17 protein-coding genes are annotated in these 18,725 nt (G+C 41.5%); 10 read left to right on the top strand and 7 right to left on the bottom strand.

Annotated elements, in window-relative coordinates; translation table 11 throughout:
- The first annotated feature begins 136 nt into the window (after positions 1 to 136).
- Together CYLST_RS14010 and accD are read left to right on the top strand one after the other, a co-directional pair.
- A complete protein-coding gene (locus CYLST_RS14010) occupies positions 137 to 958 on the top strand; it encodes a prepilin peptidase (protein ID WP_015208374.1) in 822 nt (273 codons plus the stop codon).
- A 628-nt stretch (positions 959 to 1,586) separates the two neighbouring features.
- Positions 1,587 to 2,537 carry an acetyl-CoA carboxylase, carboxyltransferase subunit beta gene (gene accD / locus CYLST_RS14005; protein ID WP_015208373.1) on the top strand — a complete coding sequence of 317 codons (951 nt, stop codon included), beginning with the start codon at positions 1,587 to 1,589 and terminating at the stop codon, positions 2,535 to 2,537.
- Positions 2,538 to 2,604: 67 nt separating this feature from the next.
- Here accD and CYLST_RS14000 read toward each other — a convergent pair whose 3' ends face one another.
- Positions 2,605 to 3,987, bottom strand: a complete 1,383-nt coding sequence (locus CYLST_RS14000; RefSeq protein WP_041233103.1) for an MFS transporter — start codon at positions 3,985 to 3,987, stop codon at positions 2,605 to 2,607.
- A gap of 118 nt (positions 3,988 to 4,105) precedes the next feature.
- On the opposite strand from CYLST_RS14000, the gene CYLST_RS13995 reads away from it, so the two are divergent.
- Positions 4,106 to 5,344 (top strand): ABC transporter substrate-binding protein, encoded by a 1,239-nt coding sequence (locus tag CYLST_RS13995; protein WP_015208371.1) that lies wholly within the window; start codon positions 4,106 to 4,108, stop codon positions 5,342 to 5,344.
- Positions 5,345 to 5,367: 23 nt separating this feature from the next.
- Here CYLST_RS13995 and CYLST_RS13990 read toward each other — a convergent pair whose 3' ends face one another.
- The 5 genes from CYLST_RS13990 to CYLST_RS13970 all read right to left on the bottom strand — a co-directional run bounded on the left by CYLST_RS13990 (position 5,368) and on the right by CYLST_RS13970 (position 11,112).
- Positions 5,368 to 5,730, bottom strand: a complete 363-nt coding sequence (locus CYLST_RS13990; RefSeq protein WP_015208370.1) for a hypothetical protein — start codon at positions 5,728 to 5,730, stop codon at positions 5,368 to 5,370.
- Between the two features lie 6 nt (positions 5,731 to 5,736).
- On the bottom strand, positions 5,737 to 6,141 hold the full coding sequence (locus CYLST_RS13985) for a hypothetical protein (RefSeq protein ID WP_015208369.1): 405 nt from the start codon (positions 6,139 to 6,141) through the stop codon (positions 5,737 to 5,739).
- 12 nt (positions 6,142 to 6,153) lie between these two features.
- Positions 6,154 to 7,530, bottom strand: a complete 1,377-nt coding sequence (locus CYLST_RS13980) for a hypothetical protein (RefSeq protein WP_015208368.1) — start codon at positions 7,528 to 7,530, stop codon at positions 6,154 to 6,156.
- A gap of 197 nt (positions 7,531 to 7,727) precedes the next feature.
- Positions 7,728 to 8,645 carry an alpha/beta hydrolase gene (locus CYLST_RS13975; protein WP_015208367.1) on the bottom strand — a complete coding sequence of 306 codons (918 nt, stop codon included), beginning with the start codon at positions 8,643 to 8,645 and terminating at the stop codon, positions 7,728 to 7,730.
- A gap of 13 nt (positions 8,646 to 8,658) precedes the next feature.
- Positions 8,659 to 11,112 carry an ATP-binding protein gene (locus CYLST_RS13970; protein WP_015208366.1) on the bottom strand — a complete coding sequence of 818 codons (2,454 nt, stop codon included), beginning with the start codon at positions 11,110 to 11,112 and terminating at the stop codon, positions 8,659 to 8,661.
- A 347-nt stretch (positions 11,113 to 11,459) separates the two neighbouring features.
- Here CYLST_RS13970 and CYLST_RS13965 point away from each other — a divergent pair, with 347 nt between their 5' ends.
- The 6 genes from CYLST_RS13965 to petJ all read left to right on the top strand — a co-directional run bounded on the left by CYLST_RS13965 (position 11,460) and on the right by petJ (position 15,985).
- Positions 11,460 to 12,368 (top strand): carbohydrate ABC transporter permease, encoded by a 909-nt coding sequence (locus tag CYLST_RS13965; protein WP_015208365.1) that lies wholly within the window; start codon positions 11,460 to 11,462, stop codon positions 12,366 to 12,368.
- The gene (locus tag CYLST_RS13960) at positions 12,365 to 13,201 is read left to right on the top strand and encodes a carbohydrate ABC transporter permease (RefSeq protein WP_015208364.1); all 837 of its coding nucleotides are present in this window, start codon (positions 12,365 to 12,367) and stop codon (positions 13,199 to 13,201) included. The genes CYLST_RS13965 and CYLST_RS13960 overlap by 4 nt, the downstream gene beginning before the upstream one ends.
- A 287-nt stretch (positions 13,202 to 13,488) precedes the next feature.
- On the top strand, positions 13,489 to 13,710 hold the full coding sequence (locus CYLST_RS13955) for a hypothetical protein (protein ID WP_015208363.1): 222 nt from the start codon (positions 13,489 to 13,491) through the stop codon (positions 13,708 to 13,710).
- A gap of 132 nt (positions 13,711 to 13,842) precedes the next feature.
- Positions 13,843 to 14,334 (top strand): photosystem II cytochrome c-550, encoded by a 492-nt coding sequence (gene psbV / locus CYLST_RS13950; protein ID WP_015208362.1) that lies wholly within the window; start codon positions 13,843 to 13,845, stop codon positions 14,332 to 14,334.
- A gap of 558 nt (positions 14,335 to 14,892) precedes the next feature.
- On the top strand, positions 14,893 to 15,312 hold the full coding sequence (gene petE, locus CYLST_RS13945) for a plastocyanin (RefSeq protein WP_015208361.1): 420 nt from the start codon (positions 14,893 to 14,895) through the stop codon (positions 15,310 to 15,312).
- 328 nt (positions 15,313 to 15,640) lie between these two features.
- The gene (petJ, locus tag CYLST_RS13940) at positions 15,641 to 15,985 is read left to right on the top strand and encodes a cytochrome c6 PetJ (RefSeq protein ID WP_015208360.1); all 345 of its coding nucleotides are present in this window, start codon (positions 15,641 to 15,643) and stop codon (positions 15,983 to 15,985) included.
- Positions 15,986 to 16,044: 59 nt separating this feature from the next.
- Here the strand turns inward: petJ and CYLST_RS13935 are convergent, their stop codons facing one another.
- Entirely contained in the window at positions 16,045 to 17,553 is a 1,509-nt protein-coding gene (locus tag CYLST_RS13935; protein WP_015208359.1) for a hypothetical protein, read from the bottom strand.
- A gap of 476 nt (positions 17,554 to 18,029) precedes the next feature.
- Here CYLST_RS13935 and CYLST_RS13930 point away from each other — a divergent pair, with 476 nt between their 5' ends.
- On the top strand, positions 18,030 to 18,707 hold the full coding sequence (locus CYLST_RS13930; RefSeq protein WP_015208357.1) for a lipase family alpha/beta hydrolase: 678 nt from the start codon (positions 18,030 to 18,032) through the stop codon (positions 18,705 to 18,707).
- Positions 18,708 to 18,725: the final 18 nt, after the last annotated feature.

The raw sequence follows: 18,725 nt of genomic DNA, 5'->3' as shown, positions 1-18,725 counted from the left end.
GCTGCTACGCGTTAGCTAGCGCCTAGCGTTCAGCACCTCTAAAAGAGGCACGTTAGTTGCTAATTGGGAGCCACTGTTTGTATACCAGACCCCCAATACTGCACTGACTTACAACCAACAACTGACAAAAAACTATATGGACATTTTGATCTTCGCCCCGGCGAGTCTGATTGTCTTCGCTTTGGGTGCATCTATTGGCAGCTTCATCAATGTTGTGGTTTATCGGCTACCTGCTAGACTATCAATTCTTTGGCCACCTTCTCGCTGTCCTCATTGTTTAAACCAGCTTAAAACCTATGATAATGTACCGGTACTAGGTTGGTTGTGGTTAAAAGGGCGATGTCGTTATTGCAAAAGCCAAATTTCTCTCCGTTATCCTGTAGTTGAAGCGATAACGGGTATATTATTCTTACTAATTTTTTTAATATTTAACTTCTCGATTTTCACAATAGGTTATTGGGCTTTTTGTAGTTGGTTATTAGCTTTATCGCTCATAGACTTAGATACCATGACTTTACCCAACTCACTTACTAAGTCAGGCTTGGTAGTGGGGATTGTCTTTCAAATGATTGTTGGTTATTTACCAGAAGCTAGCTGGGTAGGATTGGTAAAATACCTAATGATGGGGATAGCAGGCGCGGTACTGGGCTTATGGCTATTTGATGGGATATCTCTAATTGGTTCCATCGCCTTTCGTAAAGCGGCAATGGGTGCAGGTGATGCTAAATTAGCAGCCATGATGGGAGCTTGGTTGGGTTGGAAGTATTTGCTCTTGGCTGGTTTTATTGCCTGTGCCTTGGGTGCGTTAGTCGGTAGCGGTGCAATTATTTTATCACGAAGAAGATGGGGTCAAAAGATGCCTTTTGGACCTTTTCTATCTTTGGGGGCTGTGCTGACTATCTTTAGCGGCGAAGCAATTTTGTCGAGTTACCTGCGGTTATTTTTCTCCGCAGCTTGAAACACAAGAAAAACAGACAAATGTAAAATAAAACATACCAATTTAAGAGCCAAATTTTAATTTTAAATGCCCTTTTTTTTTACTTTTTTACTTATTACCCCGTGCTCCCATCATCAGAAACTGCCATCCTCCATGACTGTAACTTGCATTACCCCATCTGCCCTTGATATATTGGTAATATTAGCCTGTGAGTTGTATTAGCCTCTGAAAAAAACTCAGTTGGCAAACATGACTAAGTATTACAGATGCTGGCTGCTCGTAACCTGGCAGCAAGAATAATTAATTTGGAGGCAAGGGCATCCTGATGGGGGGTTGATATTCCAGTTGTAATGCCTGTCAGTTCATATAATTAAGTCCCGTGGCACGTGGTAAGAGACTTGTATTGGTATAAGCATTTTCGTTAAGCTGGCAACCAAACATGCTCTCATCAGACCTGAATTGCGAATAAGCATAATTTGTCGATTTAGTCGAGATATAAAAGTAGAGACGCGATTCATCGGGTCTCTACAAGAGTCAGGAGTAAAAAGTAAAAACTAAAAATTAATCTGGACGTAGGATTTTTTACCCTAAACGGACAGTAGTGGCTTGACCTGTTTTCGACCTCATACCTACTTGAATTAAGATAAAAATGGCGAACAACGAAGAATCACGCGGTTTAAAGTCCCTGTTTGATTGGTTTGCAAATCGGCGTAAATCAGGATCTACCAGCCTCGAACGCCAAGAACGTGAAATTGCTGATGGACTATGGCACAAGTGCCCTAAATGTGGTGTTTTGTCATATACAAAAGACCTCAGGGCTAATCAGATGGTCTGTGTTGAATGTGGTCATCATAACCGGGTGGATAGTGATGAACGCATCCGGCAATTGATCGACCAAAATACCTGGAGACCGATGGATGAGCATTTACGCCCAACCGATCCTCTGCAATTTCGCGATCGCAAACTCTACAGCGATCGCTTGCGGGAAATGCAGGAAAAAATTGGTTTAATAGACGCAGTTAAAACTGGCTTGGGTCAAATTAATGGCTTACCCATTGCCCTGGGAGTAATGGACTTCCGCTTTATGGGCGGTAGTATGGGTTCGGTTGTCGGCGAAAAAATTACCCGGATGATTGAGCAAGCTACTCAAGGACGCTATCCTGTTGTCATCGTCTGTACCTCTGGTGGTGCGAGAATGCAAGAAGGAATGCTCTCCTTGATGCAAATGGCGAAAATATCCGCAGCCCTACAACGCCATCAAGAAGCCCGATTATTATATATACCCATTTTAACTAATCCCACCACAGGCGGCGTCACTGCTAGTTTTGCCATGTTAGGCGATATCATTATCGCAGAACCAAAGGCAACCATTGGTTTTGCTGGACGACGAGTAATCGAACAAACCCTGCGGGAAAAACTGCCCGATGATTTTCAGACTGCTGAAGATTTGCTCAAGCATGGTTTTGTCGATGATATTGTGCCTCGTACCCAGTTAAAGAGCACCCTAGCCCAGCTGATTGCTTTGCACCAGCCCTTACCAACTACACCCCATATGGTTTTGTGGGAATCAATGAGCTTGAGTTCCACTGTTGTTGAATAAATGGATGGGGGTGGGATTATTCAAAATTTTGAATTTTGAATTTTGAATTTTGAATTTCCCCCTCTCCTCACTTTTGCGGTTCTTGGACAAAGGCAAGTGGAATTAACGCTGCTAGTCGGCACAAACTAGATAAGGCAAATAATCCTAGTAAACCGTGAGACTGGGAAAATTGGGCAATAAAGCCACCCAGGGTTGTGCCCAAAGCACCACTAGCTCCAATAGCAGCAGCAACGGTCGCAAAATAGATAGACTGATTCTTCATTGGGGCAATTCCCAACAGCAGATTGTTATTACATAAATCAATTGCTGCCCAAGTGCCTCCAGTAAAGATGTGCAACAGCGGCAACCACAGCCAGAGATTCAAGCTACTAGTACCAATTCCCAACCATGCCAATGGTGTGACTGCAACTAGAATTCCCATAGAAATCAGAATAGGACGATTGCCTATCTTGTCTGCTAATTTACCCCACAAAATCATCATTAGCAGATTCGCCCCCGCCTGTAGGCTACTATAAGTAGTCACCCAACTCACATCTAGTTCCAAGGTGTCTAGCAGATAGAAGTTAAAGAAAGGTCCACTGAGATTAACAGCTAGCATCCATAAGCTGAAATATGACAAAAATCCCAAAAAGTTAGAGTTTTGCCAGACGCTACTAGCCCAAGAATTTTCGGGTATGGGGATAGGTTCAGGTATTTCACCAGTTGCATTGTCACTGTTTGGAGATAACTTGACAACATTACTATTTTGTAGTTTGGGATTGATATCAACTTTGAAAGACTGACACCCTAAACTAAGCATTCCAAGGACAATACCCAATAGCAGAACTACCCCATAACCTTGTTGAGTCCCACTAGGCCAATGTGATACAGCTAATCCAGCTAAAGGTACACAGACTAAATTAGTGAGGCTAGCAGCGCTATTGCGGATGCCAAAATACCTGCCTCGCAATTGCCGGGGAACGATTATCGCTAACCAACTGAGCCAAGAAGCGCTTCCTAGTCCTCCTATAAGATGGCTGAAGAGAACAATCAAGAGTGTCAATACCATCAACTGCTGAGAACTAAATTTTCCCCAGCTTGCTCCCGCAATGCCAATCACGAGAATCAGCCACAGTAACCGAGATATTCCATAGATTAAAAAAGAATATTGAAAGCGGCTGGTGGTGCGTTCCGACAAGTAAGCACCCAAGGGCTGAATCAGATTTACCAACATTGGTAAAGAAGATAGCATTCCAAATACCACTGGAGTTGCATCCAATTCCACCAGAAAATTACTGAGCAAAATCCCGCCAGTAGTGATAGAAAAACCTGTTGCGAAGATAGCATCCAAGGTGGAGGCTCGTAAACTGGTGCGAATAGAATTTTTGGCGGTTTGGGGGCTGGGTTTTACGTTAATCTGGGGAATTTCCAGAGTTAGAGGTGTAGCTGTTTCAACCTGAACAGAATCCATAAGTCCTCGTGGGAAATTTGTAACCCCGACAGTATGTGTTTCGTTATCGAAAAACATACGCTCTGTGCTGATAATTTTTCGTTATAAGTGAGGTGAGAAAGACTGTCATCAGTAAGTGATGAGAAATTGGTTGTTCAATTTTTTGGGATTGGCGATCGCGATCGCGATTATTAGTTGTCACAGTCTACCGTTACCAAGCACACCCCCAATTACTATCAAACTCGGTGGTTGGGCAGGTTCCCCCGTTGAGCAAAAACTTTTAAAACAGGTATTGCAAGACTTTGAAGCACAACACCAGACGATCAAAGTTAAGTATGAGGTGATATCTGACCAATATATGGACGTAATCAAAACCCGTTTAATTGGGGAAGCAGCCCCCGATGTGTTTTATCTCGATGCATTAGAGGCTCCTTTTTTGATGAGTCAGAATGTCTTGGAACGCCTAGAAGCTTACATTACTCCAGAATTTGACCTAGGGGATTTTGAGGAAACTTTACTCAACAGCTTTAAATACCAAAATCATCTTTATGGTCTTCCTAAAGACTATTCCACCCTAGCTCTGTTTTATAACAAAACAGCCTTTGCTGCCGCTGGTTTGACTAGACCACCAGCTACTTGGGAAGAATTACGCAGCTACTCCCAACATTTGACAGGCAAACTTAATAAATACGGTTTTGGGATTACCCCAGAATTGGCACGTCAGGCTTACAAAATCAAAGCTTTTGGCGGGCAAATTGTTGATCAAAATGGTGATGCAGCTTTTGCTAGTGAGGCAGGTTTGCCGGGTTTACAGTTGGTGATAGACCAGTATCAAAAAGACCACACCGCTGCCCAAAAATCAGATGTGGGAACAAATTCAGGCAGTGAAATGTTTGGTCAGGGTAAGGTAGCAATGGTGATTGAAGGCAATTGGGCAATTCCTTACTTAGAAGAAACCTTTCCCCAGTTGGATTTTGCTACCGCAGAAGTGCCGAGGATTAATAATAAAAAAGGCACGATGGTTTTTACGGTTGCCTACGTGATGAATAAACAAGCAAAACATAAAGCTGAAGCTTGGGAGTTAATTGCTTATCTCACGGGGAAAGCAGGAATGCAGAAGTGGACTGGTACAGGGTTTGCGCTGCCAACACGTAAATCTGTGGCTAAAAAATTAAGCTATGACTTGGATAAATTGCGATCGCCATTAGTCGCAGGAGTAAATGACGCTATGCCTTGGCAGGTGGGTAAATATCCCGGTGCGATTGTTAACAATTTTGACAACCAGTTTGTTAGTGCCCTACTGGGAGAACAGCCATTAAAACAGGCAATGTTGCAGGCCCAAAATGCAGCTAATCAACAGATTAAAATGATGAAGTAATTAAAGGGCAAAAAGCATCCACTTCAGTTTGAGGTCGGATCAACAAACCAACGATCCTCCTTACCATCATAACCATAATAAGTCGATTTAAATTGCCTCATAGCAGCTACGTACTGAGATAACAACAGTACTACATCACTATTCTGAGGAACATCATCCTCATTAAGGATATCAAGATAATCAAGTGATGCTTCTAAACATAATACTTGGCGACAACTTTCTAGCAGTCGGTTAACGACTTTTACCTTACTCTTACTCAGCACAGCATCTGGCTTCTTTTTACTCAATTCCTTGAACTCTATCTTCATAGCCTCTAGCAAAGGCATTGTGAATTCGTGAATATCAGCTTTTTCACGACTCGTCTGTTTTTGATCTTTTTTAACCATAAGGATTTATTCTCTTAAGCGTTTTGGGCAAATTGTTTGAATATAAACTTTACCTGATTTATCTCCGGTTTCATTTCCCTCTACATCTACCACCCAATACCAACCTGTACTCGTGTTTTTTACATTATCTGCACGCAGTTTTTCAAAGCATTGTAAATACTGTGTAAGAATGAAAACTACATCACTATTTTGTGGTAAATTGTCTACATCAAACTCTGAAAAGTCTTCAAAGGGTCGATATTTTTCTCCAAGGAATTTATTTGAGTCATTCAGTAATTTATTAACAAACTTGAGTTTGAACTCGTTAACTCCATCATTGGGAGATTTCTTAGACAAAACAGAAAGCTCATCGTAAACTCCTTGAAGCTGACCAGAGAGCTTTTCAAATTCGTCAACATCTTTACGCTTCATATATTTCACCTTTTATGAGGGACATAATCGACGGAATTCTACATACTTCTTTTTGAGAACATCAATTGGCGATCTCTGCTTACTCTCAAAGACATTAACCATTAATGAGATATCCTCATCTGTAAGCGTAATGATGCATCGTCTTTGGCCAGACCATAGATCAATGGTATTACCCAACATCGCTTTGGAAAGTGGATTTCTTGTGACAAGAACACCAAATTTACCAAGTCCAGAATCAAGATATCTGTTAAGTTGGTTAATATGTTCTCGCTCGATTGCTTTCACATTCTTTAACTCAAAAACAAGTTGTCTATTACCATAGTCTTGATAAACTTCTTCAAGAAAATCGATTGACCGATTGTTGTAGAAGATAAGGTCTCGAATCAGTCTTCCAGAATCTGTCCGACTTTGGTCTGCTGCAAAATCAAGGTTTGGATAGAGAAGTGATGCAAGAAGTTGACAGATATTATTTTCGTACTTAATATCTGCCTGGTCTTCTTTTCCCGTAGGCAGTTTTTTTATTTCAGTTAATTTCCGTTTGGCGGAAAGAACAGGTATCTGTTTAAAGAGAGGATCGTTTTTACAGTCTTCCTGAGTTCGTTCTTTTAATTTGATATATTCCTGCACAACCCCATAATTTTCCCGGTTAAAGTTGAGAACCTTAACACGTTCCTCTGGTTCACCAGGGTTAAAAATTTCATCACGAGGGCAATATTCTTTAAAATAGTCTTCAAAGTTTATCCAGGGAGAGAATTTTAACCATCTTTTAGGAACAAATATTAAAGGTTCTTTGGTTTCCGGATTCACAGGTAGAGAGAGTTGCTGATCCAGAATAAATGATTTTTTACGATAATCATAGAGTGTAGAAACAATAGTTTTTTCTAGTGGTATTCCTACGTCTTCACATCGTTCTATAGTATAGTCTATTAAAAAAGACTTGATGAAGTTACAGGAAATATCACTGATACGATCTTTTGAGATTCCATCTACATAAAACTGTATTTCTTCAAAGTGAAAGAAGCCATATTTCCCACACTCTGGAATTTTTTGAAATAGAGAGATAATCTCATCAGCTTTGTGAGAGCTAATCCTTACACCTTTTCGTTTTTTTGATAATCCAAGTCCAACCTCTTGGCACTCAGATGCAAGGATGAGATTATTCCGTGCCTCATCTGCTTTACCTTCCTGAACAAGAAAGTTTAGGTGATTAAAGGCATTAATGAGAGAAGTATGAAGTGCCTGATCTTGTAGTGAGGGAGACTTCCATAAAAGAAAAGGGTCAACATAAAGGGGAATATCTTCATCTAGAAATGCTATAGCGAAATCTAGCTGTGCTTGGGTTTTTGTGATGCCGTGGAAATCTGTTATTCTAGGTCGGATGAGTGCCATTCGCTATTTTTTACTACTTAAACTTAAGTATAATGTAAAAAACTTCTCAGTATGACTAAAACATCTACCGTCGATGGCTTTATCTAATTCCGTGGTCATCAGGTCTGGTCTCGCATTGTCAAACCAGGCACAAATCTGGCAAACTAGCGTTGTTTCTTCATGGAGATCCAGGAGTACCCCACGAGTACCTAGAACCCTTAGAAGCGTTTCTCTATAAACTTCTGAATTGCTTGGAAATACGAATTTCTCCCCGGCTGATAAATCCGGAAATGTTCACCACCGGGAATTAAAAATAGTTGTTTAGGTTCAGGTGCAGCATTGTATAACTGCTGACTCATATAGGATGGAACAACGCTGTCAGCAGTTCCATGAATAAACAGAACAGGAAGACGTAGAGAAGAAACCTTCGAGATAGAATCAAACCTTTGCGTCAGTAGCAAATCTACGGGAAACATCCATAACCAATTTCGGTGCTTGATTTCCTCAGCCATTGAGGTAAAAGAACTTTGTATAATTAAAGCACTGGCTTCTGAGTGTTGGATTGCCAAATTTATCGCTACAGCACCCCCAAGGGATTCTCCATAAATGACAATTTGTTCAGGTGGAATGCGTCGTACTCTAACTAAGTAATCCCAAGCTATCTGGCTATCTTGATAAAGCTGAGACTCACTAGGAAAATTCCCCTGACTGCTGCCAAAACCTCGATAGTCTATCACCAATACAGAAAAACCCAACTGTCGCAACCCCTGAAGTCTGGCTACATGATTGTAGTAACCCTTATTACCAGCAGCACCACAAAAATATAAAATCACTTTAGGGGATGTTAAAACCCTCGTAGGTTCATTTGGGATGGCGGAGAGTTTCTCTTGGGGTGTTGGCGCTGCAATCCACCAACCGTGGATATATTCACTAGAGCCTGCAATGCTGATGCGCTCATCTTGATAGGGGAGTTGAAAGTCTGGGGAACTGGGTAGAGTTAAAAATTGTGAACTGGGGCGAAAGATAACATAACGCTGCCGCAAAAATAGTAACAGGCAAGCTGAAGAATATGCGATCGCTAAAATTCCTATACATATTAGTAGCTGTTTGCGCTTCAACTTGTGAGTAACAAACATGATTTGTATTTTATTAATCCTGATCTAATCCCCATTCCCGTCTCAAAGTTTCCAACTTGGGATTTTTTACACTTAACCGCTTACACTCATCCAAAAATTCCTTTACCTGCTCTTGAGTCAGACTTAAACCACCATCTTGGAGATTGTTAATATATGTAATGACATCTGAAGTTGTGAGAGCCGAATTTATTTCATCCAGAAAGAGGGAATTGCTAACTTCTCGACACACCAACTCAATATCTGATGAGGTAAACCTAGAACTTTGCTCTGCCAAAATTTCAAAATTAACTAGCTGATTTATATCAATTTGTGACAGGTAGTGTTTGAATAACTCTTGTCTCTCCGATGCATCTGGAGGAAAAATAGGAATCTTCCAATCCAATCTACCAGAACGTTTTAAAGCACTATCAATACCACTGAGATAATTGGTTGCAGCAATCACAATTACATCACTATCTTTTATATTATTCAGTTCAATTAGCAATTGGTTAATGGTTGCTTTTTGGTCAGTATGTGCATTGTCATCATTACGGTTAAACCCAATACTGTCTAACTCATCAATGAATAAAACTGAAGGAGCTTTCTTTTTAGCTTGAGCAAAGATATCACGCAGGTTTTTCTGACTTTGACCGATCCACATACTGATTATATCAGCAGGAGAAAACTTAAAAAAATATCTGCCAGATTCATTGGCAAATGCATTTGCCATGAGAGTTTTACCGCAACCAGGCAACCCATAGAAGAGAATACCACCAATTGAACCTTTATGTCCTTGAGATTGCAGCTTGAGAAGTTTGCTTAATTTTTCCTTTTCCTCATTTAGACCTTTAACTTGATTAAAGTTAAGTTTAGCTTGTTTAGCGATTGGGTATGTTTGTACTAACCTAGGCTTTTTAGCTGCAAACTCAAAAGATGGATAATCAATTGAGTCAAAGGATACTGGCACTAATTGGTATTTTTCATAATCGGGAGCCATGACTACAATCTGGAAACCATCACCATAATATTCAGATAATTTATATTCTAATATTTGCTGAGTTTTTTTAAGTTGGTAATAGTTACGGGCAATCTCAAAACCTGGAAGTACTAACCAGACACTCTCCAAGTTGTTAGGCCATACCTTTGATTTTCTCAAAATCCTCTTAACCATGTCAAAGAAAAGATTATTGTCGCCAAAATCTTGATATTTAAGAGTTTCTATCTCTACGACCACCTTGTTTTTTACATATACTTCTATGATTTCATTTTGGTAGTCTTCATCATCTTCTGCCATCTCTTCGTCTGTTGTTTCTTCATCCCTAGAAGTCAATTCTACTTCACAGCCTATATTAGACAATTCGTATCCTAGGCTTTCCAGAGTCTTTATAGCAAAATACTTAAAATAGATATATTCTGTAGTTTCTTGCTGCCATTTTAGATTGCATAAATGTTCAGGTTTCATCCTTATTAATAACTGTGATTCAGCTTGAATTTGTGCTTTTTGTAGTTCTAGAAAATAATTCAGCAGAGATGCATTATCTTCTTCTATTTCATAGCATGGAAGTTCCATCAGCAGCCGAAAATGGGCATATATTTCTTCTCTTTGCTCAATAGAATCTTCATTTGAATATTTACATCTAAGAGTAAAAGTAAAAGGAATTTTCCTGGCAACCCTATCTACTAAATGTCCCAAAGCATCTTCTTTCTGCTGAGATTGAATTTCTGATACTGATGGACAATGAAATAAAATAAAGAATTGTGCAGAATTATACTTGTTTGCATATAAAGATATCTGTTCAAACTGCTCGTCAAATTTTTCAGAATCTAGCAATTCCATGCCAGTTGTACCAAGTATAACGCTAGTCATGGTTGAACGATAAAAGTGAAAAATACTAGCGTCAGAAAGGGAATCTTCTTGGTTATTTTCATACCCTTGATCTGACTCAACAATATTTGTCGAAAATTTTCTGTTAGAAGATTTAGGAATATCACTATTGCCTCGATATTGATATTTTCTAATTAATTCATAACTGAAAATCTTTACAGCAATATCAGAAAAAAAATCTTCTGCTTGGGGAATCAAAAAAATTCCCACTGGTTGATTTGAGTCTAAACAAGCTTGGAAACGTTCATATTCTTGCTCGGAGCCAAAATCAAATAAATAATAGAAAAAATCATGTTTAACTGCAATGGGTTGCCGAAGTCTTTTGGCAATTGGTTCTGTATTAGCTACTTGATTTGATTTTCCCCCGGGAAATCCCTGAAGAGAAATTGCTATTTTGGTGTCTAAAGGAATATATAGATCAAATGCCGGATTTGCACAAAGTCTTAATGTCAAAAGAGCAGTATTAAAATCATCTATAAATGCTTGACTTCGGCGCTGGTAACCAAACTGTTCCATGATGGTTTTAACTCGCAGGTTCTTTTTTGCTCTGCCAGTTCTCTGGAGTTCATTTTTGATAGACCGTAAGTAGGCTATATAGGACATTTTGTATTTTTTTCTAAATTGTGTTGATCAGCATCCTAACAGAAACTAAAGATATACTTTCTTAAGTTACACATGAAGCTAACTGAAACCAGCGATCGCGTAGCGTTGTGTAAAGAGAAGCTTACCGTGCCTTGTTCTGAGGAGCAACGCTTGCGTATAGCGTTCCGCACGAAAGGTATCGATCTTTAGCGATACAAGCTAAATTCATCTAGGGTGGGTGCTTAAGAGTCAATTGTGTACCATCTAGCTAGCTTGCCAAACTAGAACAACAATGTCTTCCCTACAGGAGTAGGATCAATAATTATGCATAACCCATCGCCACAGTTGGTTTAGGCGGAGGTTCAGTTGTGTTTGAAACTAGCAGGCGGCGAAGCAACCCCAGGTGGAATATTGCAGAAAACCTTGCTGGGTATATTTTCATGATGCCCACCATTTTAGTGTTAGGCACTTTTGTGGTGTTACCTATTCTCTACGCTGTGTTTCTGGCGCTGCACAAAGTCCAACTCCTAAGCGGCATTAAGTACGAGTTTATTGGCTTTGGTAATTTCACGCGGTTGGTTGAAGATGAACGAGTTTGGATTGCTTTAAGAAACACATCACAATATGTAGCAATTGTGGTGCCAACTCAAACTATTTTGGCTTTAGTTCTGGCAGTAACCCTGAATTCTGGGATTCGCGGCAAAAATTGGTGGCGCATTCTCTATTTTTTACCGACAGTCACTTCTTCAGCGGTGCTGACGCTAATTTTTATGTGGATTTATAACACCGATGGGCTACTAAACGATTTTCTCGCTTGGGTGGGACTTCCTACCTATAACTGGCTGGGAAATCCGGCAGTTGCCCTTAAAGGCATCATGATCATGAATATTTGGTCAACAGCGCCTTTTTACATGGTGATTTACCTGGCGGCCTTGCAAGACATCCCCCAAACACTTTACGAGGCGGCTGAACTCGATGGGGCCAGCGGGTGGGAAAGATTTATCTACATTACTATTCCATTCCTCCAGCCTGTGACCTTTTTTGTGGTGGCTGTGGGGGTGATTGGCACTTTTCAACTGTTTGACCAATCTTATATTTTCTCTGGCGGGACTGGTGGCCCCAACAACGCTACCCTGACGGTGGTGTTGCTAATTTACCAAGCTGTATTTCGCAATTTACAGATGGGGTACGCAGCAGCAGTTGCCTTTTTGCTGGCAGCGGTAATTATTGCTATCACTTTGATTCAACGGCGACTTTTCGGAGGGGAGGGCAATTGACTCATATCTCTCGGTTTTGGTGGCTCAAAATCCTGTTATACCTGTTGCTGACAATCTATGCTCTCATCACTCTGATTCCTTTTTTGTGGGCAATTTCGGCATCATTTAAGCCGCTATCGGAAATTGTCAGCGGTACACCGAATTTCTTACCGCAGAATTTTACTCTTGACAACTACAGGCAAATATTCTTACAACAACCGCTGTTCTGGCGTTGGCTGTTCAACAGTTTAGCGATCGCCTTGAGTGTGACGATTTTAAACTTGCTGTTAAACTCAATGGCAGGTTATGCCTTGGCGAGATTGCGCTTTGCGGGTAAACGCTTCTGGTTCTTCTTGATTTTGGCGGTGCTAGCAGTACCGGCACAGATTACCTTGATTCCCACATTTTTGATTTTGAAAGCTATTGGTTGGCTGAATTCCTACCAGGGAATGATTGTCCCCAGTATGGTCAATGCCACTTTCATCTTGATGATGCGGCAGTTTTTCGTCAATTTTCCTCAAGAACTAGAAGAAGCAGGGCAACTGGATGGCTTAAATACCTTGGGGCTTTTCCGCTATATTGTTCTACCTCTGGCAAAACCAGCGCTGGCAGCACAGGCGGTTTTTGTGTTCATGGGCAGTTGGAATAATTTTTTACTGCCGCTGGTGATTTTGTTTGACCCGTCCATGTTTACTCTACCCTTGGGGCTGAACACCTTTAAAGGTCAATACATCAGCTATTGGAACTATATTATGGCAGCTTCTATGGTATTCACCTTGCCAGCTTTAGGAATTTACGCCTTTTTCAATCGCTACTTTATTCAAGGTGTGACGTTTACAGGCGGCAAAGGGTAATGGTCAAAGCACGCTGGGCTTAAGCATTGGTTTGACGCTGGCGATACATGCAGTACTGAAGGACAAAGAGCAATTATTGAAGAAAACTCTTCCTTGTCTTCTCCAATGCCCAATGCCCAATGCCTAATCCCGTTCATTTGTTAAGAGTTATTTCTCCCTATCACCCCATCACCCATGTTCTGCGATCGCCATCTGAGATTCAACCCTATTTTCAGCAACAAATTGCACTCTTAACGTGATATTGGTATTACAGCGACTCAATCTCTATCTATCAGTTAACAAGCATTATGGGTTTTGCAGACCTATCGATCGCAGAGATAGCAGCAGACTACAGTGTTCCTGTAGAAAAAGTGTTTTCTCTGTGCAACCAACTGGGAATTGCCTATAAACACCAAAAGACCCGTTTGGCGTTAGAGGATGCAAAGGCAATTCTTTCCCAAATCCAAATATTGTCTGAAACACACCCAAAAGGTACTAGCAACTTGGTGGGTGATACGGAAGTCACCTGAAGAGCTATCTCAGGCTTTGGCTAATCGTTAATGACTAATAGCAAAGAATAATTAGCTATTAGCAATTGGCAACGTGGAGATTGAGCATCGCTTTTTGATCTGTGTTAAGCATCAATATCTTTAAGGGGAAACATGTTTAAAAGACTAATTGGCGTTGTTGTGGTTACTGTTTTGCTGACGTTTCAGTTGGTTGTCGGTAGTGCAACAGCGGTGGAACTGGATGAAGCGATCCGAACAGTGCCATTAAATGCTCAGGGTGATACTGTTGTACTCAGCCTGAAACAAGTTAAGCAAGGCAAAGCTTTATTTAATTACGCTTGCGCTCAATGTCATGCTGGGGGAGTTACCAAGACAAACCAGAATGTGGGACTTACTCCAGAAGATTTGGCACTGGCAACACCTAACCGTAACAATATTGAAGGTTTGGTGGACTATCTGAAAAATCCCACTACTTACGACGGGGAAGAGGAAATTTCTGAAGTACATCCCAGTATGAAGAGTGCAGATATTTTCACAGAAATGCGAAATCTGACGGATGATGACTTGGTGGCGATCGCTGGCCATGTTCTCTTACAACCGAAAGTTGTTGGCATTAAGTGGGGAGGCGGTAAGATTTATTACTAAATCCAGGCTAGCAAATCTCAATACTAAGTAATGTAGGGGGAAATCTACCCTTACTACTGAAAAATTCTGAGTTCTGAGTCCTCATAACTGATGGCCGTCAATTCCCTGCCAATGCTGGAATTTTCTCTCTGGAATTAGGACTCTTAACTCGGAATTTTAGCTGGGTTAAGCGATCGCCCAAGGCACCCAACCTAGGGAATGGCGAGACGCCCGCTCAAAGAGCGATGGGCATACAGTTGTGTCACAGGCGTGGAGAGGGAGCGCCCTTTATGAGGCAATCGCATTAACGCTCTTAGGATTGCTAAAAATTTTTGACCAGTTAGGTTGCGAAAGAAAAAATTAAAATCCGCTTGTTTGTGGTTTAACTTTTTTTCTGGGAACCACCCATATATATATTGGTGTATGGCAATCTAGTAATTCTTACTCATTGCACAGGTTTTTGCTACTTACGGCTGCCAATTCTTAAAAAAAAAATCATCTACGACAGATTGTCATATTTAGCGTCAATTTTATTTAAAATGAGAAGAGGAAAATAAAACTATTTGTTAGGAGAGAGCCATGAAATCGATTGCTGCCAGCTGGCGACGCTTGAGTTTAGCTGTATTGACAATCCTTTTAGTTGTTAGCAGCTTTGCTGTATTTACTCCCAGCGCTGCGGCTGAAACTTACACAGTCAAACTGGGTAGTGATAAAGGACTACTGCAATTTCAACCATCAAAGTTGACAATTAAACCAGGTGACACTATTGAATGGCTGAACAACAAAGTTCCCCCCCATAACGTTGTGTTTGATAAGGCTAAAAACCCTACTAAGGACGCTGCTCTAGCCACATCGCTGTCTTATAAGAAATTGTTGCTGAGTCCTGGTCAAAAACAAACAACCACCTTCCCAGCAGATGCCCCCGCTGGTGATTACACCTTCTATTGTGAACCTCACCGTGGCGCTGGCATGGTTGGGAAAATTACTGTCCAAGGCTAGAAACAACACTTTTGACACTTAATAATTTTCCTTGCTTATGAGGGAAATTAGCGTTGAGTCACAAGCCATACGTATAAAGTGGCGCACAAAATGAATAGTGGCGGTAACGAGATTTATCCCTACCTAAGGTGGTGAAAGCCTAGTGGTAATGGTTGGGATGAAGCTCGTTCCGCCAATTTTGATCAAATTTGCCTATAATCAGAGATTTATCGGCAACATACAGTAGAGTACACATAGCGGTTGGCAACTGTAAAGGCTAATATCCGCCATAGAATAGCAACTGAACAAGGTTTTTCAGTTGCTGGATGCTTGTTGCGAGGAGAATCTCTTGAGAATATTTTTATTAATTCTGCTGTTGGCGATCGCTCTGTTTAAATTGACATTTGTTCATCCAGCACTAGCTGCCGAAACAGCCAACGGCGCTAAAATCTTTAATGCTAACTGCGCTTCTTGCCATATAGGTGGTGGTAACATCCTAATTGAGCACAAAACCTTGAAAAAAGAAGCATTGTCGAAGTACCTGGCAAATTATGATAGCGATTCTATCCAGGCAATTATTTACCAGGTACAAAATGGGAAAAATGCTATGCCTGCCTTCAAGGACAAGTTAAGCGCTCAGGAGATTCTAGAGGTAGCGGCTTACGTTTTCCAAAAAGCCGAGCAAGGCTGGTAATCGAGCGCCAGATTTGTTTGGATCTTCGGATAGCCCTTTGGTAAGTCAGAGGGTTTTGATTATTTTTGATTAGAGTTGTTTTGTTGTTCTTGCTTCAGTTGGCGTAACTGTCTCGTTAGTTTTAGTCTTGCGAGTTCAGCTGAGGAGGCAGGCTGAATCTTATTGGCTTCTGGCGTGGGTACAGGCTGATTGTTATTCGCGGACGGTGCGCTCGCTGGCTTAATCGTTGTTGAGGGTGTGGGCACAGGCTGATTGTTCGCGGACGGTGCGCTCGCTGGCTTAATCATTGTTGAGGGTGTGGGCACAGGCTGATTGTTCGCGGACGGTGCGCTCGCTGGCTTAATCATTGTTGAGGGTGTGGGCACAGGCTGATTGTTCGCGGACGGTGCCGCTGGCTTAATCGTTGTTGATGGCGTGGGTTTTAACTCTGAAGTCACCGCATTCGTTTGACTGCTGTTATTTTGGAACCGCAGGTTGAATGGATAAGAGCTAATTCGCTGATCAGCTTTGGGTCGCTTGGCGTTGAAATATTCCCTGGCCTTTGATTCCAGTTCAGGGTTTACTGACTTGTCTTGGAACTTGATATCTAATACCTTACCATCAGGATGTAGGACTAATCGACCCAAAACAGTACCTTCCAAACCCGGTTTATCCGTAGAGATGGTGTCGCGAATAACTGGTTGTTGTTTAGAATTCGGGTATTCTTCCAGAACTGCTTTTCTCAGATTGTCAAAACCCTCTAAATTTCCCTGCGCGATCGCTCCATCTGTGACCTTTGAAGACGACTCTGGTTTATTGAAACCAGGCAATTCAGGTGCTTTATTTAATGAACTTGGTTGGACGCTTTGCCCATCTGGGCCTACGTTACTTTGTGGAATCGCTGCCATTGGAGAACCTAGGGGCCCATTTTGAGTTACTTTGGCTGCACCATCTCCATTCGGCATGGTTTGTTGCGTGGTATTTTCCCTTGCTGCTGTCGTTGGGGCAATATCAGCAAGATCGCTTCCTATATCCCTAGGTCGTGAATTATCTGCCTGGACTTGTGGCAACCTATTCACAGGCAAAGACTCGCCTACAATCCTGACATTTTTTTCATTAAAACGAGAAGCTGAAGAGTATTTACTACCGATATTAAAACTAGAGGTATCAAACCGATTATTTGTGTTCCCAAGGCTCCATGAAGACTGCCTTCTGGGCGAGGAGGATGTGCGGAAGTTAGCAGTTGATGAGGGGATAACTGGCATTCCCATCTGGTTGGATACAGATGCAGGGGATGGGGGAAAGATAGTCGTCTGTCCACCAAAGTTCGGTGCAGGCAGTTGCTGTTGTAGGGCAACTTGGGGTGAGTCAAGCGGCGTTTGTGGCAGACGGCTTTGGTCAGCTTGGCTCAATTCCAGCAGTCCAACCGTTTTTGACGAGTCTGTTGCTTTGGGTTTACTGGAGTCCACAGGCATCAATGGCACAATCAACGCAATAGCACCGTGGATGCCAAGAGAGGCTATAGCTGCTATCCCAGTTGGTTGGCTTAGGATTTCTGGTATATTTCTCAGCAGGGAGGCGTAAGACATAGCTGTTATCGTTCACTCGGCTCGGTTGCAGTTGACTAGCAATTTTATCTTTCAGACTATATTGCGCTATTAGAGAATGGGGTTCTCTAACAAATAATAATTTCCTACACTAGCACTCAAAACAGGAAAATTGCCTTTTTTTGTGGTAATGGTCTTAATGAACTAATATTATACTTCAAAATTTGCACTTGCTAACTAAAGAGTTGAAAAAATAGTACTGATGATGTTTATAATCGGCGAGATTAAACCCAAAAGCTATATGGGTGCTGATTTGGAGCAATTGGTTATATTTGAACAAGTCGCTTTTAAAACTACCCAAATTTTTGCTAGTCAGATAAACTGACTCTGAACAAAACGGGAGTATCATTCCCGGATCAAACTTTTTCTCAACTTCAGACTTGATTAAGTATCACTATCCATATTTTTAGGGAATTCAAGAGAAAAATTTCAAGTCCCACTTGTATCAAAAGACCCAAATGGCATTACCGACAGTTATTTTACCCGGTTATTTAGAAAGTGCGATCGCTTACGGCCAACTTGAACAATCTCTACAAGATTTGGGTTTTCCCACAGCTACGGTACCACTGCGACGGCGTGACTGGATACCTACTTTTGGAGGAAGGCCAGTAACGCCGATTGTGCAGCAACTAGATCGCACAGTAAAGCGGATATTGCAGAAATATAACGCTGCTCAAATTAACTTGATTGGTCACTCAGCCGGTGGTTGGATATCCCGCATCTACCTAGGAGAAAAACCTTATTTGGGAAGTACTTGGGACGCTCACCCCTCGGTTGCCACTCTCATCACCTTAGGGACACCCCATATTAGCCAAGAACGCTGGACGCGCTGGAATCTGGACTTTGTCAAAAATAACTACCCCGGAGCATTTTACAAAAACGTTCGTTATGTTTGTGTAGCCGGCAAAACTATCTTTGGCGAAAGGCGACGCGGTAGTTGGTTAGCTTACAGTAGTTATCAATTAACCTGTGGCCAAGGTAACACTTGGGGTGATGGGATCACACCTATTGCAGCTGCTCATTTGGATGGTGCTCAAAATCTTGTCCTAGAAGGTGCGAAACATTCTCCCAGAAGTCCGGGAATTTGGTATGGTTCACCAGAACTGTTAAAAGCTTGGGTGCCATATTTAGCTTGAATATCTAATTTTGCTCAA

The sequence above is a fragment of the Cylindrospermum stagnale PCC 7417 genome (assembly GCF_000317535.1).
Lineage (GTDB): Bacteria > Cyanobacteriota > Cyanobacteriia > Cyanobacteriales > Nostocaceae > Cylindrospermum > Cylindrospermum stagnale.
Note: the sequence above shows the minus strand (reverse complement) of the source record. Positions and strands in the feature narration are given on the sequence as shown.